The sequence below is a fragment of the Methylobacterium sp. Leaf88 genome (genome assembly GCF_001422795.1).
Classification (GTDB): Bacteria; Pseudomonadota; Alphaproteobacteria; order Rhizobiales; family Beijerinckiaceae; genus Methylobacterium.
This window is the reverse complement of record NZ_LMMK01000001.1, coordinates 50,996-74,176: the sequence shown is the minus strand read 5'-3', so window position 1 is coordinate 74,176 and position 23,181 is coordinate 50,996. Positions and strand designations below refer to the sequence as shown.

Genomic DNA, 23,181 nt, shown 5'->3' with positions numbered 1-23,181 from the left:
TCAGCGTGGACGAATACCGGGTCAGATGCCGGCGTCGATCAGGATCGGATGGCACCGGGCACCGGTCGTCGCAGCGAGCACCTCGACGGCCCCGACCGTCGAGGCGTCCCCGGCAACGTGAACCACATCTGTGCTGCGCAGCGACGGCAGGTGAGCGGTGAGGGGACCGGGACGAACTTCGGGCGGGCGCTGGCGGGCACGATCCGATACGGTGACGATTCGGGTCACGCCGGTCGCGCGCAGCCAATCCAGGGCCGGTCGCATGTAGAGATCAAGGGGATTGCGCGCACCCACCACCAGGATGATTTCGCGGGCCGGTTCGATGTAGCGCGCTGCATGGGCGATGGACCAGATTGGTGCGAAGCCGGTCTCTGACGCAACGAGAACGAGGCGTCCGCCCCCGGCGCGGTAGTAGCCGCGGCCGACAGGGCCTTTCACCTTCACCGGGTGGTCGCAAGCGAGAGCGTCTACCAATTCGTGCCCAAGACCGAATCCGTCGCGATCCTGCCGCAGATGGAACACCAGTTCGTTGAGCTCGGCCGATCCGTCGACACGCAGCGTTGGGCTCAAGGTGACGGGCGCGAAATTCTCGAAGGTGACGTCGACCCCGTGACCCGGCTCCAGGGCGAGCCGACGGGTGATCGTGACGACGACCTGAAAGGTATGCGAACCGAGGGCGGTGATCTCGGTGACCGTACCGGTCCGCTTCTGTACGGCGGTAGGCCGGCTCGGCAGCACGAGGCGAGCGGGCGGCTCTATGGCAGCCGCGCGAGGTAGTGAGAGCTTGATGGCCTCACCGCGATGCGCGCGAGTTTGAGCCCGACGTGGGGCAGGGCCGATGCCCTGGCCACCGGCTCCGGGGGTGGCAGCGATCATCCCATCGGCGAGAGCGGCTTCCAGCGGGGTGTCGCCGGTGGAAACGCGCACGGACTTGCCGTTGACGACGAGCGAGCAGCGGGCGCTCATGGTCGTCCTTCAGGTGTGGGGAATGGGGTGGGCGCGTCGCATAAGGCTCGCCGGGCGAACCCTCGCCTCAGCGCGGTTCGTTGAGCAGATGATCGACGAGGGCGGCCCAACGGTCACGGACCGCCTGTGCCTCGGGTGACAGCGGCTCGGCGCCGTCGATCCGGCTGATGCAGGCGCGGAGCCGTTCGGCCTCGCGACGCTCGGCCCCAAGCACAGCTTTCATAACCATGACCTCGGCCTTGAGCCGCGATACCTCACCTGCCGCGGCCGTAACCGTCGTCGCGATCGCGACCGGTGCGGAAGCCGGGGCCTCGGGGGGTGCCGCGACGTCGGGCACCGCGCGAAGTGGGCGCGCCATCAAGCGTCGGACGAGGCCGGTGTCGATCTCGTCGTCCACGATTCGCAACGCAGCCTGCGCCATGACCCCATCTCCCTCGGCCGGCGCGTCGCACCTTGCCGCCCGCACATCAACTCGAAGCTGAGGATGCCGGATCATGGTTAAGGGAGGTTTAACCCGATGCGTTGGTTTGCCCGCATCTGCCTGATTTCACTCAGGCAGCTTCAGGCGCCGCACCAAGCAACTGCCGAGCTTGAAGCATCGACATCGGTTCGCCGAAGGCGAAACCCTGAGCATATTCACAGCCCAATTCGAACAGAATTTGGGTGTCAACCTCCGACTCGGCGCCTTCGGCGATGATCGACAGGCCGAGTTCCTGTGCCATCTTGACGATCGATCGCAGAATGGCGGTCTGGCCCGTCGCGATCTGGCGTACGAAGGACTGATCGATCTTGATCGTGTCGAAGGGGAAGCGCTGAAGGTAGGAGAGGGCCGAGTAGCCGGTCCCGAAATCGTCCAGGGACAGGCCCGCGCCAAGGTCGTGGATGCGGTGAAGCATCTGCGCTGCGTATTCCGGATTCTCCATGACCAGGCTCTCGGTCATCTCCAGCTTCAGTGAGCCGGGGATGACGCCGGATCGGGCCAGGATCGTCTTCACGTCATGCAGGAGATCGTGGCGCAGGAGCTGCCGCGAGGAGATGTTGACGGAAGCGAAGATCGGCGGTTCTACGTCGAGGGAGCGCTGCCAGGCCGCCAGCTCGAGGGCGGTCCGCTCCAGGGCAAAGATACCCAGATTGACGATGAAGCCGCTCTCTTCCGCGATCGGCAGGAAGGTTGCGGGACCGATACGGCCGAGCTTCGGATGGTCCCAGCGCAGGAGGGTCTCGAAGCCGGCGACGGTGCGGTCCTCCAGGCGGACGATCGGCTGGAACAACACCTTCATCTCGTTGCGATCCAGCGCCCTGCGCAGATCAGCCTCCAGCATCATGCGGTCGCCACGCTCGTTGCGCATGGTGGCACGGAAAACCTCCGTGCGATCCCCACCGCCGCGCTTGGCCTGGATCATCGCCATTTCGGCGTTCTTGAACACCTCTTCTCGTTTCAGGTTCGCCCCACCCTCGTAGAGGGCGAGACCAACAGAGACCGTCAGGAAAATTTCGCGATCCGCATAGGTGATCGGCGTCGCGATCGCTTTGCGGATCATTTCCGCGAAGGCGAGGATGCGGTCCGGCTCCCGCTCCGAGATCAGGATCAGGGCGAACTCATCGCCAGCCACGCGCGCCAGGGTATCCTGCGGTCGGAGGAGGCGTCCGAGCCTGCGCGACAGCGTCAGCAGGATCGAGTCACCGGCCGACAGACCGATGGCGTCGTTGATGGCCTTGAACCGGTCGATGTCGAGGACGATCGTCGTCGGCCGAAGTCGGGGATCCTGGCTGGCGAACGCCAGTCCTGCATCGAGGCGGTCGTAGAAGAGTTCGCGGTTCGGCAGGCCTGTCAGACTGTCATGCACTGCATCGTGAAGGAGGCGTTCCTCCGCCGTCTTCACCTCAGTGACGTCGCTGATCGTGCCGACGACCCGGATCACCTCTCCGTCGGAACCGATCACAGGTCGCGCTTTCAGGCGATACCAATAGTACGGCCCGGCAGTGGAGCGCAGGCGAAAATCGTGCACGATGCGGCCACGGCGCTCCTCGATGACCGTGTCGAGGGCCGCCGAGTAGCGCTCGACGTCGAAGGGGTGGACCAGGTTGAGCCAGTTGGCCGCTGGGCCTTCGAGGGCACCGCGTTTCAGACCGAGCTGTCCCTCGATCTCCTGACCGGCGAAGACCCGGTCACCCGGTACGTCCCAATCGAATACCACGTCCCCTGCGCCCGTGAGGGCCAATGCGCGCCGCTCTGTGTCGGAGACGAGAGCATGGGTCAGGCCACCGCCCGCGAAGGCGTGCTGCATCACGGTGAAACCGATCAGCATGACGATCAGCACGAGCCCGCCGATGAGGGCGGGCTGCACCAGATCGCTGCTGATCTGCCCCGTGATCGCGAACCCGGCAGCCACCACCCAGACGAGAAGTAGGCACCAGGTGGGCACCAGCAGGATGGCGCGGTCATATCCGTTATGCGCCGCGAGATAGACGATCAGCAGCAGGCCGACGCCGGCCACCGCCGCGATGGAGATGCGGGCGACGCCGGCCGCCACGGGCGGATCGAACACCGCGAGGCCCACCAGGCACGCCAGGAACAGGAGCCAGATGATCGCCACGTGGCTGTAGCGCACGTGCCACCGGCTGAGGTTGAGATAGGCAAACAGGAAGACCAGGAGCGTCGCGCCGAGAACCGCCTCCGTCGAGGCGCGATAGACACGCTCGGCAACTTCGGTGATGGGAAACACACGCTGCAGGAAGCCGAAATCAATTGAGGCATAGGCCAGCACGGCCCAAGCCAGGGACGCGGCGGCGGGAAAGATGATCGCGCCCTTCACGACGAAGATAATCGTCAGGAACAGGGCGAGGAGACCCGCAATGCCGATGATGATACCCTTGTACAGGGTCAGGCCGTTGGCCTTCTTGCGGTAAGCTTCCTGATCCCAGAGGTACACTTGCGGGATGTTCGGCCCTCGCAACTCGGCCACATAGGTTACGGTCGCCCCGGGATCGAGGGTGATGACGAACTGATCGGCTTCCGGGTTCTCGTCGCGCTCCGGTCGAATACCCTGGCTCGCCGTGATGGCGGCGATGCGCGAGCCTCCGAGATCCGGCCAGACAACACCCGAGCCCACGAGGCGGAAATGCGGGGCGACGAGGACCCGGTCCACCTGCTCGTCGGTGTCGTTGGTGAGGGCGAACACCATCCAGTCGGGACGGGCGCCGGTCTCACGGGCCTTCACCACGATGCGGCGGACGATCCCGTCCTTCCCCGGGGCGGTGGAGATCTGGATCAGGTCGCCATCGGAGCGATAACGTTCGATCATCGGCGTGAGATCGATGACGGGCGCGTCGAGGGTGACGCGGACCGCCTCGACGGCCTGCGCCGGTCCTCCGACGATCAGGGCACTGAGCAGTGCCGCAGCGAGGGCGGCCAGGACGGGGGCGAATCTACGCAACGGGCGAGTGTTCCGGCCGGGCGAGGCATGATCGATGGAAACAGGCGACGGGAGACGGCTCAGCTGTGCATCCAGTCGTATCGGTGGGGGCCTCGACGAGCAAGGCGAACGGTCGCCTTGCGCGACGGCGTTCACCGTTTGTGAACCGTGGCGCCGATGAATTTCGATCGCCTGCCTTTGCGGCCAAAACAAGCCGCGTCGGCCAAGCTCATGCCGCCTGCAGCGCCGCCGCGATGCGATCGAGGGTCGGAAGCTTCTTGATCGGACCGATGGCGGCCAGGGTCGGAGCGCCCTTCAGCAGGCGCCGACCAGCCTGGCGGACGTCGTCGACCGTCACGGCATCCACCTTGGCGATCACCTCGCTGGCCGGGATGACGCGGCCCCAGGCCAGGATCTGTCGGGCATTGCGCTCGATCCGGCCGCCGGGCGTCTCCAGGGCGGAGAGCAGCGCGACCTTGAGCTGCGCCTTTGCCCGAGCGACTTCGATCGTGTCGGCATCCGCCGCGGCGCGGATCGTTGCGTCCAGCGTCACCTCCATCAGCTCGGCGAGGTCACCCCCGGATGTGCCGGCACCGATGCCGAACAGGCCGCAATCGTAGAATGCCCAATGGAAGGACTGGATCTCGTAGGCAAGGCCACGCGTCTCGCGCACCTCGTGCCACAGCCGCGAGGTCAGGCCGCCGCCCAGCACCTGCGCGAAGATGTGGAGCGCGTAGTAATCGTCGTCGCGAAACGACAGGCCCGGCAGGCCGAGGACGACGTTGGCCTGCTCGAGTTTCTTCGGCAGCCGCTTCTCGCCGCCGCCATAGATCCCCGGCACCGTCTCGGGCGCCTGCATCGGCTTCAAGTCGCCGAAATAGCGCGATGCCGATTCGACGATTTGGTCATGTCCGATGGCGCCCGCCGCAGCCAGGACGATGCGGTCGGGCGTGTATTCCCGGGCGATGTAGGCTTCGATCGCGTCTCGGTCGAAGCTGTTGATCGTCTCAGGCGTGCCGATGATCGGACGGCCCATTGGCTGGTTCGGAAATGCCGCCTCGGTGAAGGCCTCGTAGACGACGTCGTCTGGCGTATCCTCGATCGCCGCATATTCCTGCAAGATCACGCTCTTCTCGCGGGCAAGCTCGCCGGCATCGAAGACCGAACCCGTGAGGATGTCTCCGATCACGTCGAGGGCGACGCTCGCATCCTCGCCAAGCACGCGTGCGGTGTAACTCGTTCCCTCGGCACTCGTCGCGGCGTTGATGTCGCCGCCCACATTCTCGATATCCTCGGCGATGCGGCGAGCGGATCGGGTCTTGGTGCCCTTGAAGGCCATATGTTCGATGAGGTGGCTCAGACCGCCCTCGTCGGTGCGCTCATGACGCGAGCCGGCACCGACCCAGACGCCGAGCGTCGCCGTCGCGACGCCCGGCATCGCCTCGGTGACGACGGTGACCCCATTGTCGAGCTTGGTGATCTTGAGATCGGGCGATGCACCGTGCGTGGCGAAATGCTGGTTCATGAGCCGTTACGCTCCCTTGGTGATGCGGGCGCGCTCGCGGATGAAGGTCTCAACCGCCGCCTGATCGTTGGCAACGCGCGAAAAGGTCTCCTTACGGTCCATTAAGTCGGCGAGGTGCGGCGGAAGCTCAGGACGCCGCCCGCCGATCGCCTTCGCGACGGCGTCGGGGAACTTGGCGGCGTGCGCGGTGGCGAGCGCGACGACCGGCGTGCGCGGATCCTGGCGCAAGAGCTTGCGTGCCGCATGCACACCGATGGCGCTGTGGGGATCGATGACGTGTCCGGTCTCCGCATGGGTGCGGGCGATCTCAGCCATGACTTCCGGCTCGGCGACGGCGGTGGCGTCGAACTCGCTGCGCACGGTCTTGAGAACCAAAGGATCGAGGTGAAAGCCACCCGACTGCTTCAGCCCGGCCATCAGCCGGCCGAGGCTCGTGGAATCGCGCCCCAGAGCTTCGAACAGCAGGCGCTCGAAGTTCGACGAGATCTGGATGTCCATCGAGGGCGAGGTGGTCGGCTGCACGCCGCGGACCTCGTAAGCACCATGCTCGAGTGTCCGGGCCAGGATGTCGTTGGCATTGGTTCCGATCATCAGGCGCTCGATCGGCAGTCCCATGCGCTTGGCGACCCAGCCGGCGAGAATGTCTCCGAAATTTCCGGTTGGAACTGCGAAGGAGATCGGCCGGTGGGGGGCGCCCAGGGCCACGGCCGAGGTGAAGTAGTAGACCGCCTGCGCGGCGACCCGGGCCCAATTGATCGAATTGACGCCCGAGAGCCGAACGTCGTCGGCGAAATCAGCGTGCTGAAACAGGGCTTTGACGATGTTCTGACAATCGTCAAAGTTGCCGTCGATGGCGATGGCGTGAACGTTGTGTGCCCCCACCGACGTCATCTGCCGGCGCTGGACTTCGGACACGCGCCCTTCTGGGAACAGGATGAAGATGTCGACCTGATCGAGACCGCGAAAGGCCTCCACCGCGGCGCTGCCGGTATCGCCCGACGTCGCGCCCACGATGGTAGCCCTTGCATCGCGGGCGCGCAGGACATGGTCCATCAGGCGCCCAAGGAGTTGCATCGCCACGTCCTTGAACGCGAGCGTCGGGCCGTGGAAGAGTTCCAGCAGGAACAGGTTGTCGTCGAGCTGGGTAAGGGGGCAGACCGCCGGGTGCCGGAAGGTGGCGTAGGCCTCCTCGATCATGCGATCGAGGTCCACGTCCGCGATCTCCCCGTCGATGAGCGGGCGTAGAACGGTCTTGGCGGCATTGGCATAGCGCAGGCCTGCGAGACCGGCGATCGCCGGTCTAGTGATCTGCGGCCAGCTTTCGGGCACGTAGAGCCCGCCGTCGCGCGCAAGGCCGGCGAGAAGGGCGTCGGAAAAGCTGAGGGGCGCCGCGGCGCCGCGGGTCGAGACGTGAAGCAAGGGGGCCTCCGGGAAGGCGCTCCGTCTACACGATGTCGGCGGGCGTGTCGAAAGTCTTGGACGTCGTCAGGCGTTGCTGCCCGGGGCCCTCATCAGGCGGCATCCCGTGATCCGCCAAGCGCCGTCCGGCTGCTTCTCCAGGCTGTAGAGAGCAGCCCAATCGGCCCCGTCCTCATCCTGCAAGGTGACGCCGAGGGCCACGCCGTCGTCCCCGGCATCCTCGATGCGATCCACGCTGTAGCGCCGATTTCGGTAGACGGCGCCGTAGCCCTGTCGGACCATTGCGATGAAGGTCTCGGGAGAGGGAAAGAGTCCCTGGATCGCGGGCGCGGCCTGGGCGTAGGCCGTAGCCGCATCGTCTCGACGGAATGCTTCGATCTGGCGTTCCACCGTGGCCTTCGCGGCATCCCGGGCGGCTGCGTCCACCGCGAAGGCTGTCGAAGGAATCCACATCGTTATCAGGATCAGGAGGATGGTGCGCATGGGGCCCACTCCGTAACGTAACCGCTCGTTCGAAGATAAGCTGGAACACATGCGCGGACGAAGCAAGTTTTCGGCTGCACGCGTCACTATTGCGCGGGGGGCTGATCCTCGTGGAGCCGGCGCCAAGCGAAGACCCCGAACACGCCGACGAGGCACGCCGCGATCCCGAACCACGTGAAGGCGTATTGCAAGTGGTTGTTCGGCAGATCGACCCGGAGCTGACCGCCCTTCGGCCAGCCGCCCGGGTTCGGCGTCGCATCCGCCTCGACGAGGTAGGGCCGGGGATCGGGGAGGCCGCGTGAAGCGCTGATGCCGGCGATGTCGCGGTTAAACCATTCGTTCCGTGCCGGGTCCGGCGCTGGCACGAACATCGTCCGTGGTTCGGACCCCCGGAGTATGCCGGTGACGGTGGTGACGCCCTCGACCTGCCCGGCCGCGCGGTTTGCGGGCGCCTTCAACTCGGTGGGCACGAAGCCGCGGTTGATAAGGATGGTGCCACCATCCTCGAGCAGGAAGGGCGTCAGGAGATAATAGCCCTGAAGGGCTCGCCCCGGAACCTCGCCCGCGGCGAGACCGTGGACCAGCGTCTCGGCTTCGTGCCGAAACCGGCCGGTGATGCGGACACGCCGGAACTCGTCCCGGGCTGGATCCCAACCCTGCGGCAATGGAAGCGCGGTTGGCGGCTCGACCTTCGATCGCGCCAGGATGCGCGTGATTAGGGCTTCCTTCTCGCCCTTGCGTGCGAGCTGCCAGACTCCGAGGCCGAGAAGAATCGCGAGGCAGATCAGTGAAACGAGGCTGGGCATCAAAATGCTGCGCCAAGCGCCGGGACGGAGGGGCGAAGCCATGGTTAACGGAAGCGTCCTTGCTCGGCCTTATTGGTGAATTGCAGGGCCGCGAGGACGCCCTTCAGCGGCCGCACCAGGAGAAGGCTGAGGCCAATCGACAGGGTGCCGGCCACCAGGGCGTGAACCCAGATCGGCGGCTCGTAGGTGATCTCCATCCAGAGAGCCAGCCCGACGACGATGATGCCGACGATCGACATGACGAAGAAAGCAGGGCCGTCTCCGGAATTGAAACTGCCGTAGTCGAGGTCGCAGACCTCGCAGGAGGGGCGGAATGTGAGGAATCCGTCGAACATATGCCCCTCGCCACAACGGGGACAACGGCCGCGCAAGCCGGCGGAGACGGGGGAAGGCTTCGGCCGCGATGCGTCCAAGATGGAGAACTCCTCGTACGGCGCTGCGCCGTATCAATCCAGATGGGCATGGAAGGTGCGCGCTTCAGGCACGAGCATGAAAAAGGGCGGCTCGCGCCGCCCTCTTCAACACTGGCATGCGGTGCAAGCCGGGCTCAATGAGCCGCGTGACCGACGCCGGCGCCCCAGACGTAGATCGAGGCGAACAGGAACAGCCAGACCACGTCGACGAAGTGCCAGTACCAGGCAGCGAATTCGAAGCCGAGATGCTGTCGGGTGGTGAACTGACCGAGATAGACGCGGTAGAGGCAGATCGCGAGGAAGATCGTGCCGATGATGACGTGGAAGCCGTGGAAGCCCGTCGCCATGAAGAAGGTTGACGAGTAAATGCTGCCGGAGAAGCCGAAATGGGCGTGTGCGTACTCGTAGGCTTGGCAAGCGGAGAACAGAACGCCCAGGATGATCGTCAGCCAGAGGCCGTACTTCAGGCCCTTCCGATCATCATGCAGCAATGCGTGGTGCGCCCAGGTGATCGTCGTACCGGAGGTGAGCAGGATCAGGGTATTGAGAAGGGGCAGATGCCACGGGTCGAACGCCTCGATGCCCTTCGGCGGCCAGGTGCCGCCCGTGAAGTCGACGCGCGAGGCCTGGATCGGATCGGCGGTGTAGAGCGCCGCTTCGAAATAGGCCCAGAACCACGCGACGAAGAACATCACCTCGGAGGCGATGAACATGATCATACCGTAGCGGTGGTGCAGTTGCACGACACGGGTGTGATCGCCCGTGTTGGCCTCGTGCACGACGTCCTTCCACCAGGCAAACATGGTGTAGAGAACGCCGAGCGTTCCTGCGCCGAAGATGTAGGGGCCCGGGGTCAGGGTGCCAATCTGAAGGCTCTTCATCCAGAACACGGCGCCGAATGCCATCAGGAAGCCCGAGAACGCGCCGATCAGCGGCCAGGGACTCGGGGCCAGAATGTGGAAGTCGTGATTTTTGGCGTGCGCCTCGGCCATTGAACTCTTCTCCTACCCCCGACCTCCGGACCGTCACCGGCCCTCGATCCACTGAATGCATCGTCCTGACCGGGTTGCCCCGGATTGTTGTGGCAAACCCTTACCCAGGGTCGCGCGCTGTTGTCACGCTTGCGCCGTCAAAAATTCGACTTCGTCCCCGTGCCGCCCGTTGTCGCAAGCGCGGCCGTGGGCTGCCCGTTCTTCGAAGCGAAGTAGGTATAGGAGAGCGTCATCTCCGACAGATGTGCGGTGTTCGAGTCCTTGCGGACCTCGGGGTCGATGTAGAACACCACCGGGAAATCCATCGTCTCGCCTGGCTGCAGGGTCTGCTCGTTGAAGCAGAAGCACTGCACCTTGACAAAAAAGCTGCCCATCAGACCCGGCTGAACGTTGAAGGTCGCTATGCCGGTGGAAGGCGTGCTGCCGGTGTTCTTCACGCGGAAAAAGACGGTCTTGGTCTCGCCGAGCCGGGCCTCAACCTTCGGCGACTCGGCCTGGAAGCGCCAGGGCAGGGTCGACGACACATTGGTGTCGAAGTGGACCACCATGCTGTCGTCGATCGCCGCAGCGGTCGGGGCCCGGCCCGTACGCGGCGTCCCGTCGTAGCCGGTCGCCTTGCAGAACATGTCGTAGAGCGGCACCGACGCGAAGGCGAGGCCGATCATCCCGAAGGCGAGGCCTGCGCAGGCCAAGGCCGTCACGCCGGCCTTGCGGCCGGTTCCACGCGGTGGCGCATGTCTGGGGTCGACCATCAGAAGGGTACTCCGTTGTCCGGCGCGATCAGATCGGACGGTTGAGGACCTGCGGCCCGAGCTTCGCGATCGTGAGCACGTAAAAGATGGTCACCAGGGCGAACAGGACCGCCGCGATGGCGATGGAGCGCTTGCGCCGGCGATGCGACTCCTCGGGCGTCAGCGGGCGGGGCGTCCCCGGTGGGCCGGGGCGATCGCTCACAGGTTCACCGCGCGGAAAAGGCCGAGGCTCTGCTCGGCGAGCAAGGCCGCAAACATCAGGAAGAGGTGCAGAATCGAGAACCCGAACATGCCCATCGCCGCCTTGCGCTCCGGCTCGCCCTCACGATTGCGAAACACGTGGACGCTGAAGGCCAGCATCCCGAGACCGCCCAGCAACGCAGTGACCGCGTAGAGCCACCCACCGAAACCAAGGGCGACGGGCGCGAGGCCCAGGGGGAAAAGTAGGATCGAGTAGGCGATGATCTGGCGACGAGTTGAATCCGGCCCGGCAACGTTCGGCATCATCGGGATGCCCGCCTTGGCATAGTCGGCGGACTTGATGAGGGCCAGGGCCCAGAAATGCGGGGGCGTCCAGATGAAGATGATCATGAACAACACCAACGACTCGACGCCGACGGTTCCGGTGACGGCCGCCTGGCCGACCATCGGGGGGAGGGCGCCGGCGGCGCCGCCGATGACGATGTTCTGCGGCGTCGCGCGCTTGAGCCACATCGAATAGACGACGGCGTAGAAGACGATCGTGAAGGCGAGGAGTCCGGCGGCCAGCCAGTTGGAGGCAAGGCCAAGGACAAGCACCGAGCCCACCGACAGGACGATGCCGAAGGCCAGCGCCTCATCCGGGCGGATACGACCATCCGGGATCGGACGCTTGGCGGTCCGGGTCATCACGGCGTCGATGTCGGCATCCCACCACATGTTCAGGCAGCCTGAGGCGCCTGCGCCTACGGCGATCATCAGTAGCGAGATGGAGCCGACGACCGGTTGGATATGGACGTTCGAGACCAGCATGCCGACTAGGGCGGTGAAGATGACCAGCACCATCACCCGCGGCTTCAGCAGGGCGAAGAAGTCCGACACCTCGCCGCCGACCGGCGACAGAACTTGCGGCTCGGCGCCAGCGGATAGGCTGTTCGACAGGCTCGTCATGGGGTCCCGATACGGTTTTGTGTTTGGTGGGGCTTCGGATCGCGCCGCGCGGCGCCGCCCTTTGCGGGAGGCCTCGGGCAAACACGCAGAGTGAACTCCGAGAGCTTGACCGGGGCCTCCTGGAAAGAGCGAGGACCGCTCGCGCGGTCCTCGCAATCCTCGAAGCTTAAAGCAGCTTCAGTGGTGGCCCGGCTCGTCGATGATCCGGGGCAGGGTCTCGAACTGATGGAAGGGCGGAGGAGAGGACAGGGTCCACTCCAGTGTCGTCGCACCCTCACCCCACGGATTATCTGCGGCGCGCCGGCTGGAGCGGAAGGCCAGGACGACGCCGATGAAGAACACCACCATGCCGAGGGCGAAGATGTGTCCACCCCAGGTGGAGACCTTGTGCCAGCCTGCGAAGGCCTCCGGGTAGTCGGCGTAGCGGCGCGGCATGCCGGCGAGGCCGAGGAAGTGCATCGGGAAGAACAGGACGTTCGCCCCGATGAAGGCGAGCCAGAAGTGCAGCTTGCCGGCCCATTCGGGGATGATGTGACCGGTCATCTTCGGGAACCAGTAGTAGACGCCGGCGAAGATGATGAACACCGCACCGAGCGAGAGCACGTAGTGGAAGTGCGCCACGACGTAGTAGGTGTCGTGCAGGTACTTATCGACCGCTGAGTTCGCGAGGACGACGCCGGTGACGCCGCCGACCGTGAACAGGAAGATGAAGCCGACCGCCCAGTGCATGGCAGCGGTGAAGCGGATCGAACCACCCCACATCGTCGCGATCCAGGAGAAGATTTTCACCCCCGTGGGCACCGCGATGACCATCGTAGCGAAGACGAAGTAGGACTGCGTCTGAAGCGACAGGCCGACGGTGTACATGTGGTGCGCCCACACGACGAAGCCGACGACGCCGATGGCAACCATGGCGTAGGCCATGGCAAGGTAGCCGAAGACGGGCTTGCGCGAGAAGGTTGAGATGATGTGCGAGACGATGCCGAAGGCCGGCAGGATCATGATGTAGACTTCGGGGTGACCGAAGAACCAGAACAGGTGCTGGTAGAGCACCGGATCGCCGCCGCCGGCCGGGTCGAAGAAGGTCGTGCCGAAGTTGCGGTCGGTAAGGAGCATCGTGATCGCACCGGCGAGCACCGGCAGCGACAGGAGGAGTAGGAACGCGGTCACGAGCATCGACCAGGCGAACAGTGGCATCTTGTGCAGGGTCATGCCCGGCGCGCGCATGTTCAGGATGGTGGTGATGAAGTTGATTGCGCCGAGGATCGAGCCGGCGCCGGAAAGGTGAAGGGCGAAGATCGCGAAATCCACGGCCGGTCCCGGGTGGCCGGAGCTCGACAGGGGCGGGTAGACGGTCCAGCCGGTGCCGGCGCCAGAGGAGCCGGGGGCGCCTTCCACGAACAGCGAACAGACGAGGCTGAGGAAGCCCGCGACCGTCAGCCAGAACGAGACATTGTTCATGCGCGGGAACGCCATGTCGGGCGCGCCGATCATGAGGGGCACGAACCAGTTGCCGAAGCCGCCGATCAGGGCGGGCATCACCATGAAGAACACCATGATGAGGCCGTGGCCGGTCACGAACACGTTGTAGGTGCCGGGATTGGCGAAGTACTGGAGGCCGGGCTCTTCCATCTCCATGCGGATGCCGAAGGACAGGAACGCACCCATGATGCCCGCGCAGAATGCGAACAACAGGTAGAGGGTGCCGATGTCCTTATGGTTCGTGGACAGGAACCAGCGGGAGAAGAAGGAGGGCATGTGGTGGTCGTGGGCGTCGTGATGCCCCGTATGTGCAGCGGCGTTCGCCATGGATGCAGACCTTAGTCCAGGTTTCTCGTGATCATCTCGATGGGTGGATCCGGGCGCCGCTCGAGGGCCCGGGTCCGGGATCCGCGCCCCTACCGGGCGTCGGCGAACTTCGACGGGTCGTCGATGCGGGCGAACTTGGTCTTACCCTCGGCGAGCCACTTGGCGTAGGCCTCCTCGCTCACGACCTGAACCGTGATCGGCATATAGGCATGTCGGGCGCCGCAGAGCTCGGAGCACTGGCCGTGGTAGGTGCCCTCACGCTCCGCCTTGAACCAGAACTGGTTCAGGCGGCCCGGAACGGCGTCGATCTTGAAGCCGAAGGACGGCATCGCCCAGGAGTGCATCACGTCGGCGGCGGTGACCTGGATCTTCACGATCTTGTTCACCGGTACGACCATGTCGTTGTCGGTGCCCAGCAGCTTGGGCTGCTTGTCCTCGTCGAGGTTGGCATCGAAGGTGAAGCCGCCCCCGTTTTCCACAGCCGGGTACTCGTAGGACCAGTACCACGCATGGCCGATGACCTTCACGAGGACGTCGGCCTTGGGATCGGAGAGCTGCGTGCGCAGCAGGCGGAACGACGGGATCGCGACGGCGACCAGGATCAGCACCGGGACGATAGTCCAGGCCACCTCGATCATGGTGTTGTGCGTGGTCTTTGAAGGCGTCGGGTTTGCCTTCTCGCTGAAGCGGAAGACGCAATAGAGGATCAGGCCGAGCACGAACAGCGAGATGCCGAACGACAGCCAATGCATGCCGTGCTCGAACGAGTGGATATCCCGGGCGTTCTCGGTGACGGCGACCTGACGGTCCATCTGCCACGGCACGGGCTGGCCGATGCCGGCCGCGAGAGCCGATGACGAAGAAACGAGGAACGCGCCAAGCGCGGCAAGCCCCCATGATGACCGGTGTTGCGCCTGCGTCGTCCGCATGTGCCTCTCGTGGCTCCCCGTGATTGTGATCGTCGATGCCGCGCGTCTTGCTGGGTTTGTTCTAAATCGCAAGTGCATTTCGCGGATCGCGGGCCGTTTGCGGGTAAGAACCCACGTCGGGCCGATTGGCGTGTCAGACCACAAGGGCGGGAGGCGCGCAACCGCAACAGCGTCGCATCAGACCGCTCGAAGGTCTCGACTCAGGCTGTTCACCGTCTATCGAAATGTCGCAGCCTCGGTAACGTGTCCTCCGGTATTCATCATGCCAGGTGAGGAAGCGTCGCCCGGCTTCGAGGCCGGCTGTGGGGTCGCGCGTGATCGATCGACTGGAATTCATCCTGGCTCTCGCCCGCGAGCGTCACTTCGGCCGGGCTGCCCAGGTCTGCAACGTCTCTCAGCAGACCCTCTCGGCCGGCGTGAAGCAGTTGGAAGAACGGCTCGGTGTGCTTCTCGTGCAACGGGGCTCGCGTTTCCAAGGGTTCACTCCGGAAGGCGAGCGCGTTCTCGAATGGGCGCGGCGCATCGTCGGGGATGCGCGGGCGATGCGAGAGGAGGTTGCAAGTCTGAGGCGCGGTCTTTCGGGAACGCTTCGACTCGCGGCAATCCCGACGGCGACTCCGATCGTCGCCGCGCTCACGACGCCGTTCCGGGCGCGCCACCCGAACGTCCGCTTCTCTGTTCAATCGACGACCTCCGGGGAAATCGGGCGCCTGATCGCCGATCTCGAGATCGATGCCGGCATCACCTATCTCGAGAACGAGCCCCTCGGCCGTTTGACCGCCGTGCCGCTCTATCGGGAGCGCTACCGCCTGCTGACCGCGATCGACGGGGTGTTCGGCGAACGGGAATCGGTGACGTGGGACGAGGTGGCGAGCCTGCCTCTGTGTCTGTTGACCCCGGATATGCAGAACCGGCGGATCATCGACCGGCAGCTTCTCAACGCGGGAACGGAATCCGCACCGCTTCTCGAGTCCAACTCGATGATCGTTCTCCTGACCCACGTTCGCACAGCCAAATGGGCGAGCATCATGCCGGCGGTTCTCGCCGACACGTTCCGTCTGAATGACCGCGTCAGAGCCGTGCCGATCATCGATCCGGATCTCAGCCACGTTGTCGGTCTCGTGGTGCCGGAACGCGAACCGATGACGCCCCTCTGCGCGGGGCTGATCGTGGAAGCGCGGGCCGTTGCTTCGTCCATTACCCAAATGATCGACGCGCTGTGAGAAAAGCTTGACGACTCGGCATGAGGGACCGGGGTTGCGATGCCTTTTCGCGTCGCAGAATTCGTTTCCGACAAAAATCCGTTGTCGATCCACCGATCAGTGCGATTGATCGGGGGTTGGCGATATACCACCTTGGAACGAGAACAATCTCAGTCCGGGTAGGAATAATGGTGCCGAACGAACCCTGGAACGAGCCGCGGGCCGCCAGGATCATCGCCGAACATATCCACCTGGAGGGGGCGACGCTCCCGATCCTCCATGCGCTGCAGGAGACCTTTGGCTACGTCGACGAAGGTGCTGTGCCGCTGATTGCCGACGCGCTGAACCTATCGCGTGCCGAGGTGCATGGATGCATCACCTTCTATCACGATTTCCGGCGCGCGCCGGTGGGGCGCCACCAGGTGAAACTCTGCCGCGCCGAGGCCTGTCAGGCCATGGGCTCGGACGCGCTGCACGCCCAGATTCTGTCGCGTTTCGGGGTCGACTGGCACGGGACGACCGCCGACGGCCAGGTCACGGTCGAGCCTGTCTACTGCCTCGGTCTCTGCGCAAACGGTCCCGGAGCCCTCGTGGACGACGAGCCTTTGGCCCGGCTCACCGCCGATTCCCTCGAAGCCGCCCTGACGGAGATGACATCGTGAGCATCACGATCACCGTTCCGCGCGATGCCGTGGCCCTCGGGCTCGGCGCCAATCGCGTGGCCCGCGCGCTGTTCGCCGGCGCTGAGCGCCGTGGCCTCGACATCACGATCGTCCGCACCGGGTCCCGGGGCCTCTTGTGGCTCGAGCCGATGATCGAGGTCGCAACGCCGGGGGGCCGTATCGCTTATGGACCGGTGACACCTGCCGACATCGACAGCCTCCTCGATGCGGGCCTCGTCGAGGGCGGTGCCCATCCCCTCCGCCTCGGGCGACCGGAGGAGATCCCCTATCTCGCGCGTCAGCATCGGCTCACCTTTCAACGCTGCGGCGTGGTCGATCCGGTCTCGGTCGAGGATTACCGAGCGCATGGCGGCTACCGGGGCCTCGAAGCTGCCTTGAAGCTCGACGCGGCCGGCATCGTCGCGGAAGTGCGTGAATCCGGTCTTCGTGGCCGCGGTGGCGCCGGGTTCCCTGCCGGGATTAAGTGGAACACGGTGATGCTCGCTCAGGCAGAGCAGAAATACGTAATTTGCAATGCCGATGAGGGGGATTCTGGAACCTTCGCCGATCGCATGATGATGGAGGGCGACCCCTTCAACCTTATCGAGGGTATGACCATCGCGGGTCTCGCCACGGATGCAACCCGCGGCTACATTTACCTGCGCTCCGAGTATCCTCAGGCCTTCGCGACCCTCAAGGAGGCGATCGCCAACGGCATCAGGGCCGGCGTCCTCGGCGAGAACGTACTGAACTCCGGCAAGGCCTTTCATCTGGAAGTTCGCCTCGGCGCCGGCGCCTACATCTGCGGCGAGGAAACGTCCCTGCTCGAGAGCCTGGAGGGCCGCCGCGGCATCGTGCGCGCCAAGCCGCCGATTCCGGCCCTGAAGGGCTTTCTCGGCCAGCCGACGCTCGTCAATAACGTGATGACCTTCACGGCCGTGCCCTACATCCTACAGCATGGCGCCAAGGCCTATGCCGAGTACGGCATGGATCGCTCGCTCGGTACCCTCGCGATCCAGCTCGCCGGCAACATCAAGCACGGCGGACTGATCGAGTACGCCTTCGGCATCACATTGCGCGAGATCATCGAGGATTTTGGCGGCGGCACGCAGAGCGGGCGTCCGGTTCGCGCGGTCCAGGTGGGTGGCCCTCTGGGCGCCTACTTCCCCGACCACCTCCTCGACACGCCGCTCGATTACGAAGCGATGGCGGCCAACAAGGGTCTCGTCGGCCACGGCGGTATCGTCGTCTTCGACGACACCGTCGACATGGCCAAGCAGGCGCGCTTCGCGTTCGAGTTCTGCGCCGTGGAATCCTGTGGCAAGTGCACACCCTGTCGCATTGGCGCAACCCGCGGCGTCGAGACCATGGACAAGGTCATCGCCGGGATCCGGCCGACCGAAAATCTCGCCGTGGTCGCCGACCTCTGCGACGTGATGACCGACGGTTCGCTGTGCGCCATGGGCGGTCTGACGCCGATGCCCGTCATGAGCGCCATCACCCACTTCCCCGAAGATTTCCAGCAGCGCGGACCGATGTCCGTCGCAGCTGAATAAGGAGGCGCGATCCATGGCCCTCATCAAAGAGATCGACTACGGCACCCCGATCCGCGTGAACGAGCAGACGGTCACGCTTACCATCGACGGCATGAACGTGACGGTGCCCGCGGGCACGTCGGTGATGGCCGCCGCCATGCATGCCGGCACGCAGATCCCCAAGCTCTGCGCCACAGACTCGCTGGAGGCTTTCGGTTCCTGCCGTCTCTGCCTCGTTGAGATCGAGGGACGTCGCGGCACGCCCGCTTCCTGCACGACGCCTGCCGAGAACGGCATGGTCGTCTCGACCCAGACGGACAAGCTCGCGAAGCTCCGCAAGGGCGTGATGGAGCTCTACATCTCCGATCACCCCCTCGACTGCCTGACCTGCGCCGCCAACGGCGACTGCGAGTTGCAGGACATGGCGGGCGCGGTGGGCCTGCGCGACGTACGCTACGGCTATGACGGCGCCAATCACGTCAAGCCGACCTCCGAGCAGTACCTGCCGAAGGACGCGTCGAACCCGTACTTCACCTACGATCCGTCGAAGTGCATCGTCTGCAATCGCTGCGTCCGCGCCTGCGAGGAGACGCAGGGGACCTTCGCGCTGACCATCTCCGGTCGAGGGTTCGACAGCCGCGTCGCTGCCGGCCCGACCGACTTCTTCAACTCCGAGTGCGTGTCGTGCGGCGCCTGCGTCCAGGCCTGCCCGACCGCGACCCTGCAGGAAAAGTCGATCATCGAGCACGGTCAGCCGGACCATTCGGCGATCACCACCTGTGCCTATTGTGGCGTCGGCTGCTCGTTCAAGGCCGAGATGCAAGGCACCCGGATCGTCCGCATGGTGCCCTACAAGGGTGGCAAGGCGAATGAGGGCCATTCCTGCGTGAAGGGCCGGTTCGCTTACGGCTACGCCACCCACAAGGACCGCATCACCAAACCGATGATCCGCGACAAGATCACGGACCCCTGGCAGGAAGTCTCCTGGGAGGTCGCGATCGACCGCGCCGCGTCAGAATTCAAGCGCATCCAGGCCAAGTATGGCAAGGATTCGGTCGGCGGCATCACGTCGTCCCGGTGCACCAACGAAGAGGCTTACCTAGTCCAGAAGCTCGTGCGCGCCGCCTTCGGCAACAACAACGTCGACACCTGCGCCCGCGTCTGCCACTCGCCGACCGGCTACGGGCTGATGTCGACGCTCGGCACCTCGGCCGGCACGCAGGACTTCGCGTCCGTGGCGCATTCCGACGTGATCCTGGTCATCGGCGCGAACCCAACGGATGGCCACCCCGTCTTCGCGTCCCGCATGAAGAAGCGCCTGCGCGAAGGCGCGAAGCTCATCGTCGCCGATCCGCGCAAGATCGACCTCGTGAAGTCGCCCCACATCCAGGCCGACCATCATCTGCCGTTGAAGCCGGGTTCGAACGTCGCCTTCATCAATTCGATGGCGCATGTCATCGTCACGGAAGGCCTCGTCGACGAAGCTTATGTCCGCGAGCGTTGTGACCTCGGCGACTTCGAAGCCTGGGCGCGCTTCGTTGCCGACGAGCGCCATTCTCCCGAGGCGCAGGCGACCTACACGGGCATCGACCCGACCGAGCTGCGTGCCGCTGCACGGCTCTACGCCAAGGGCGGTGCCGCCGGCATCTATTACGGCCTCGGTGTTACCGAGCACAGCCAGGGCTCGACCATGGTCATGGGCATGGCCAACCTCGCTATGGTCACCGGCAACATTGGCATGCTGGGCGCTGGCGTGAACCCGCTGCGCGGTCAGAACAACGTCCAGGGCTCCTGCGACATGGGCTCGTTCCCGCACGAGTTGCCTGGCTACCGCCACGTCTCCGACGACGCCACCCGCGAGACCTTCGAGTCGCTCTGGGGCGTGTCGTTGGACCAGAACCCGGGCCTGCGCATCACCAATATGCTCGACGAGGCCGTCGATGGTGCTTTCAAGGGCATGTACATCCAGGGCGAGGACATCGCCCAATCGGATCCTGATACGCACCACGTGACCGCCGGGCTGATGGCGATGGAATGCATCGTCATCCAGGACATCTTCCTCAACGAGACAGCGAAGTACGCTCACGTCTTCCTGCCCGGCGCTTCTTTCCTCGAGAAAGACGGCACCTTCACCAATGCCGAGCGCCGCATCTCCCGCGTGCGCAAGGTGATGCCGCCGCTCTCCGGCGTCGGCGACTGGGAGGGCACGATGCTGCTGTCCAACGCCCTCGGCTATCCCATGCACTACAGCCATCCCAGCGAGATCATGGACGAGATCGCATCCCTGACGCCAAGTTTCTCCGGCGTGAGCTTCGCCAAGCTCGACGAACTCGGCTCGATCCAGTGGCCGTGCAACGAGGCCGCCCCGAAGGGCACGCCGATGATGCACGTGGACCGCTTCGTGCGCGGTCTCGGAAAGTTCATGATCACCGAGTACGTGCCCACCGAGGAGCGTACGGGCCCGCGCTTCCCGCTCATCCTGACCACGGGCCGCATCCTGTCGCAGTACAACGTCGGCGCGCAGACCCGTCGTACGGAGAACTCGCGCTGGCACGAGGAAGACGTGCTCGAGATCCACCCCTTCGACGCGGAGGTGCGCGGGATCGTCGACGGAGACCTCGTTGCGCTGGAAAGTCGCTCCGGCGACATTGCCCTGAAGGCCATCGTGTCCGAGCGCATGCAGCCCGGCGTGGTGTATACGACCTTCCACCACGCCAAGACCGGCGCCAACGTGATCACCACCGACTACTCGGACTGGGCCACCAACTGCCCCGAGTACAAGGTCACGGCGGTGCAGATCCGGCGAACGAACCGCCCCTCCGACTGGCAGGCGCGGTTCTTCGAGGAGGATTTCTCGTTGACCCGGATTGCGACACAGTTGAATGCGGCCGAGTGACCAGACCAGCCTGACGGCGAACGAGGATCATCCGGCGGTCGAGACCGCTCGGCGCGTCCCGACCCTGGTCGTCGCCTACGATGACCAGGAGCCACGGAGCGGCACCCGGCCCCTTGCGGTCGAGATGCCGGTCAACCTGATCTACGGCGCGGTGCCTTACGCCGTGATGATGACGACGCCGGCAGATCTCGTGGACTTCGCCTACGGGTTCAGCTTGACGGAGGGCATCATCGCCACCGCCGACGAGATCCGGTCGGTTCAGGTCGAGGCGGATACGACGGCGGGCGGCATGCGCCTTCTCGTCGATCTCGTGCCGGGGCGCCTGCGGGAACACCTCTCGCGTAAGCGCGCCATGTCGGGGCGTACCGGCTGCGGCGTCTGCGGAATCGACGATCTCGCGTCACTGCCGAAGACCGACGCGCCTCTGCACGGCGCCAGCCGGGTCACCATCGCGGCGATCCAGCGGGCTCTGATGGCCATGGGCGACGCGCAAGTGTTGAACGCCGAGACGCGGGCGGTCCATGCCGCGGCCTGGGCGAATCTCGATGGAAGCTTAGGGGCGCTGCGCGAGGATGTCGGGCGGCACAACGGCCTCGACAAGCTGATCGGCGCCTTGATCCAGCGCAAGACCGACCCGGCCGATGGATTCGTCGTCATCACCAGCCGCTGCTCCTTCGAGATGGTCGAGAAGGCGGCGAGCCTCGGCGCGACGGTGCTGGTGGCAATCTCTGCCCCGACTTCGCTGGCGATCGACCGGGCGCGTCTTCACGGTATGACGCTCTGCGCCATCGCCCGCTCAGATACCCTGACGGTCTTCGCTGGACGCGAACGTCTCGACTTGCCCGCGCAGCCCTGACGCCACGCGATTCCCGTTCCCTCGACAGAGTTTTCGTACCGATGAGCGCCCTGACGTCCGACGAAAAACTGGTCCGCATGGCCAATCAGATCGCCACCTTCTTCCGGTCCTATCCGGACGAGGAGGCCGTGGCCGGCATTCACAAACACATCGTGGCGTTCTGGACGCCGAAGATGCGCAGAGCCCTCGAGGCCTCTGGACTCGATCCGGACAGTGGCCTCGATCCCCTCGCGCTCAGGGCCCTTCAGGACACCCCGGCTGCCGATAGCCCCGTTCGTGCCGCCACCCGCGACCCGCATTTGCAGGGTGCAGGGGCCAGCGACGCCGGCTGATCCAATTCCGAAATCGTCAAACCCGAAGGACCACGCGGTCCTTCGCGTCTCATTACCTGCAGCGCTGACTTCAGTCCTTCTCCGGTTCCTTCCTGGTACCTGGCACGATCGTCGCGCCACCGATCACCCGGACCGGTCGCTTGGCGTCCGCCGGCACGTCCTTCCAGTTCTGCGCCATCGGCTTCGGCACCGGAGGCGGCTGCACCGAGGCCGGCGTCATGGCGGCGGCCGGTCCATCGACCTTCGGAGATGAGACCGCGGCGGTTACGGCGGCGGGGGCAGCGTTGGCCTTTGATCCGGCAGGGGGCACATCGGACAGCTTCGGCGCCCCGGGTGTGACAACAGGCGAACCCGCTTTGACCGTTGGGGTGAGGTGGACGACTTTTCGAAGTGTCTCGGACTTCGGCTTTGCGTCTGCCCCGCGAGCATCGGGGTTCAGGCCCATGGGATTCCGATCGGCAGGTCCGGGCGGCGCCGGCGGAACGGTCCGCGATCCGGTTTCCGATCGATTCGCAAGGTCCGGAAGGCCCGCCGGAGCGGGGCGCGCACGTCGAGCCTGATCCTGCGGGAAGGGGATGTCCGCCGGCGGTATGATTCTTTCGGCTTGCCGGATCGGCTGACGGATCGCCTCGTCGTCTTCGGTCCAGCCATAGCCGGGTGCACGGCGTACGATCCGCGGAGGTGCGTCGGGCGCTATGTCCAGCCGATGGCGTCCAATGATTCGACCGTCGCGCGCATCGACGAAGAGCCGGAGGCGATCACCATAAGGATTCGATGCCTCGACGATATACGCCTGCCCATCGAAGCGTGGACGCGTGACGTCGGTGAATCCGCGGTCATTCAGCCGCCACACGACGGCACGGGGCGGTAGAAGGAGGTCAGGCTCGTAGGCGTATTGCGCCTGGACAGCAGGCGCGGCTGAAAGCGTCATGACACCGGCCAAGACGCCGGCCGACAAGGCGCGGGATGAGGGGGATGCACGCATGGGCTTCTTGCGAGACGAAAACATCGCTGTGAGATCCAGAGAGATGTCGGTGCG

Annotated in this window: 21 protein-coding genes; 6 read left to right on the top strand and 15 right to left on the bottom strand. The window is 65.1% G+C overall.

Annotated features, from left to right (window positions below; genetic code table 11):
* Positions 1-21 precede the first annotated feature (21 nt).
* The 14 genes from ASF20_RS00300 to coxB form a co-directional block, all read right to left on the bottom strand.
* Positions 22-966 (bottom strand): ferredoxin--NAD(+) reductase, encoded by a 945-nt coding sequence (locus tag ASF20_RS00300; RefSeq protein WP_056269596.1) that lies wholly within the window; start codon positions 964-966, stop codon positions 22-24.
* A 67-nt stretch (positions 967-1,033) separates the two neighbouring features.
* Complete coding sequence (locus tag ASF20_RS00295; protein WP_056217286.1) at positions 1,034-1,387, bottom strand: hypothetical protein; 354 nt, start codon at positions 1,385-1,387, stop codon at positions 1,034-1,036.
* 130 nt (positions 1,388-1,517) lie between these two features.
* Positions 1,518-4,382, bottom strand: a complete 2,865-nt coding sequence (locus ASF20_RS00290) for an EAL domain-containing protein (protein WP_244476284.1) — start codon at positions 4,380-4,382, stop codon at positions 1,518-1,520.
* A gap of 229 nt (positions 4,383-4,611) precedes the next feature.
* Positions 4,612-5,907 (bottom strand): pitrilysin family protein, encoded by a 1,296-nt coding sequence (locus ASF20_RS00285; protein WP_056269588.1) that lies wholly within the window; start codon positions 5,905-5,907, stop codon positions 4,612-4,614.
* A 6-nt stretch (positions 5,908-5,913) separates the two neighbouring features.
* Positions 5,914-7,326 (bottom strand): threonine synthase, encoded by a 1,413-nt coding sequence (gene thrC / locus ASF20_RS00280; RefSeq protein WP_056269585.1) that lies wholly within the window; start codon positions 7,324-7,326, stop codon positions 5,914-5,916.
* Positions 7,327-7,392: 66 nt separating this feature from the next.
* Positions 7,393-7,809, bottom strand: a complete 417-nt coding sequence (locus tag ASF20_RS00275; protein ID WP_056269582.1) for a DUF4864 domain-containing protein — start codon at positions 7,807-7,809, stop codon at positions 7,393-7,395.
* Positions 7,810-7,895: 86 nt separating this feature from the next.
* The gene (locus ASF20_RS00270; RefSeq protein WP_056269579.1) at positions 7,896-8,657 is read right to left on the bottom strand and encodes an SURF1 family protein; all 762 of its coding nucleotides are present in this window, start codon (positions 8,655-8,657) and stop codon (positions 7,896-7,898) included.
* A 2-nt stretch (positions 8,658-8,659) separates the two neighbouring features.
* Positions 8,660-9,031 (bottom strand): DUF983 domain-containing protein, encoded by a 372-nt coding sequence (locus ASF20_RS00265; RefSeq protein ID WP_244472614.1) that lies wholly within the window; start codon positions 9,029-9,031, stop codon positions 8,660-8,662.
* A gap of 131 nt (positions 9,032-9,162) precedes the next feature.
* Positions 9,163-10,020: a cytochrome c oxidase subunit 3 gene (locus ASF20_RS00260; RefSeq protein WP_056269574.1), complete on the bottom strand. Its 858-nt coding sequence runs from the start codon at positions 10,018-10,020 to the stop codon at positions 9,163-9,165.
* 137 nt (positions 10,021-10,157) lie between these two features.
* Positions 10,158-10,772, bottom strand: coding sequence for a cytochrome c oxidase assembly protein (locus ASF20_RS00255; RefSeq protein ID WP_056269571.1), 615 nt, complete (start codon positions 10,770-10,772; stop codon positions 10,158-10,160).
* A gap of 28 nt (positions 10,773-10,800) precedes the next feature.
* Positions 10,801-10,974 (bottom strand): hypothetical protein, encoded by a 174-nt coding sequence (locus ASF20_RS24530; protein ID WP_056269568.1) that lies wholly within the window; start codon positions 10,972-10,974, stop codon positions 10,801-10,803.
* Positions 10,971-11,921: a heme o synthase gene (locus ASF20_RS00245; protein WP_056217316.1), complete on the bottom strand. Its 951-nt coding sequence runs from the start codon at positions 11,919-11,921 to the stop codon at positions 10,971-10,973. Before ASF20_RS00245 ends, ASF20_RS24530 begins: the two co-directional genes overlap by 4 nt.
* Positions 11,922-12,098: 177 nt before the next feature.
* Positions 12,099-13,730: a cytochrome c oxidase subunit I gene (gene ctaD / locus ASF20_RS00240; RefSeq protein ID WP_056269564.1), complete on the bottom strand. Its 1,632-nt coding sequence runs from the start codon at positions 13,728-13,730 to the stop codon at positions 12,099-12,101.
* A gap of 89 nt (positions 13,731-13,819) precedes the next feature.
* Positions 13,820-14,659 (bottom strand): cytochrome c oxidase subunit II, encoded by an 840-nt coding sequence (coxB, locus tag ASF20_RS00235; RefSeq protein ID WP_055954876.1) that lies wholly within the window; start codon positions 14,657-14,659, stop codon positions 13,820-13,822.
* A gap of 314 nt (positions 14,660-14,973) precedes the next feature.
* Between coxB and ASF20_RS00230 the strand changes: the two genes are divergently transcribed.
* The 6 genes from ASF20_RS00230 to ASF20_RS00205 all read left to right on the top strand — a co-directional run bounded on the left by ASF20_RS00230 (position 14,974) and on the right by ASF20_RS00205 (position 22,142).
* On the top strand, positions 14,974-15,882 hold the full coding sequence (locus ASF20_RS00230; RefSeq protein WP_056217323.1) for a LysR family transcriptional regulator: 909 nt from the start codon (positions 14,974-14,976) through the stop codon (positions 15,880-15,882).
* Between the two features lie 167 nt (positions 15,883-16,049).
* Positions 16,050-16,523: a formate dehydrogenase subunit gamma gene (locus ASF20_RS00225; RefSeq protein ID WP_056217326.1), complete on the top strand. Its 474-nt coding sequence runs from the start codon at positions 16,050-16,052 to the stop codon at positions 16,521-16,523.
* Positions 16,520-18,079, top strand: a complete 1,560-nt coding sequence (locus ASF20_RS00220; protein WP_056269561.1) for a formate dehydrogenase beta subunit — start codon at positions 16,520-16,522, stop codon at positions 18,077-18,079. The genes ASF20_RS00225 and ASF20_RS00220 overlap by 4 nt, the downstream gene beginning before the upstream one ends.
* Positions 18,080-18,092: 13 nt before the next feature.
* Positions 18,093-20,954: a formate dehydrogenase subunit alpha gene (fdhF, locus tag ASF20_RS00215; RefSeq protein WP_056269558.1), complete on the top strand. Its 2,862-nt coding sequence runs from the start codon at positions 18,093-18,095 to the stop codon at positions 20,952-20,954.
* The gene (gene fdhD, locus ASF20_RS00210) at positions 20,941-21,810 is read left to right on the top strand and encodes a formate dehydrogenase accessory sulfurtransferase FdhD (RefSeq protein ID WP_056269555.1); all 870 of its coding nucleotides are present in this window, start codon (positions 20,941-20,943) and stop codon (positions 21,808-21,810) included. The genes fdhF and fdhD overlap by 14 nt, the downstream gene beginning before the upstream one ends.
* Positions 21,811-21,851: 41 nt before the next feature.
* Positions 21,852-22,142 (top strand): formate dehydrogenase subunit delta, encoded by a 291-nt coding sequence (locus tag ASF20_RS00205; RefSeq protein ID WP_056217336.1) that lies wholly within the window; start codon positions 21,852-21,854, stop codon positions 22,140-22,142.
* Between the two features lie 70 nt (positions 22,143-22,212).
* On the opposite strand, the gene ASF20_RS22980 is transcribed toward ASF20_RS00205, so the two are convergent.
* Positions 22,213-23,127, bottom strand: a complete 915-nt coding sequence (locus ASF20_RS22980) for a hypothetical protein (RefSeq protein WP_156647921.1) — start codon at positions 23,125-23,127, stop codon at positions 22,213-22,215.
* Between the last annotated feature and the right edge of the window lie 54 nt (positions 23,128-23,181).

Coding starts and splice junctions, on each gene's coding strand:
- ASF20_RS00300 (WP_056269596.1), bottom strand. CDS start 966: ATGAGCGCCCGCTGCTCGCTCGTCGTCAACGGCAAGTCCGTGCGCGTT.
- ASF20_RS00295 (WP_056217286.1), bottom strand. CDS start 1,387: ATGGCGCAGGCTGCGTTGCGAATCGTGGACGACGAGATCGACACCGGC.
- ASF20_RS00285 (WP_056269588.1), bottom strand. CDS start 5,907: ATGAACCAGCATTTCGCCACGCACGGTGCATCGCCCGATCTCAAGATC.
- ASF20_RS00275 (WP_056269582.1), bottom strand. CDS start 7,809: ATGCGCACCATCCTCCTGATCCTGATAACGATGTGGATTCCTTCGACA.
- ASF20_RS00270 (WP_056269579.1), bottom strand. CDS start 8,657: ATGGCTTCGCCCCTCCGTCCCGGCGCTTGGCGCAGCATTTTGATGCCC.
- ASF20_RS00260 (WP_056269574.1), bottom strand. CDS start 10,020: ATGGCCGAGGCGCACGCCAAAAATCACGACTTCCACATTCTGGCCCCG.
- ASF20_RS00255 (WP_056269571.1), bottom strand. CDS start 10,772: ATGGTCGACCCCAGACATGCGCCACCGCGTGGAACCGGCCGCAAGGCC.
- ASF20_RS00245 (WP_056217316.1), bottom strand. CDS start 11,921: ATGACGAGCCTGTCGAACAGCCTATCCGCTGGCGCCGAGCCGCAAGTT.
- ctaD (WP_056269564.1), bottom strand. CDS start 13,730: ATGGCGAACGCCGCTGCACATACGGGGCATCACGACGCCCACGACCAC.
- coxB (WP_055954876.1), bottom strand. CDS start 14,659: ATGCGGACGACGCAGGCGCAACACCGGTCATCATGGGGGCTTGCCGCG.
- ASF20_RS00225 (WP_056217326.1), top strand. CDS start 16,050: ATGGTGCCGAACGAACCCTGGAACGAGCCGCGGGCCGCCAGGATCATC.
- fdhF (WP_056269558.1), top strand. CDS start 18,093: ATGGCCCTCATCAAAGAGATCGACTACGGCACCCCGATCCGCGTGAAC.
- fdhD (WP_056269555.1), top strand. CDS start 20,941: ATGCGGCCGAGTGACCAGACCAGCCTGACGGCGAACGAGGATCATCCG.
- ASF20_RS00205 (WP_056217336.1), top strand. CDS start 21,852: ATGAGCGCCCTGACGTCCGACGAAAAACTGGTCCGCATGGCCAATCAG.
- ASF20_RS22980 (WP_156647921.1), bottom strand. CDS start 23,127: ATGCGTGCATCCCCCTCATCCCGCGCCTTGTCGGCCGGCGTCTTGGCC.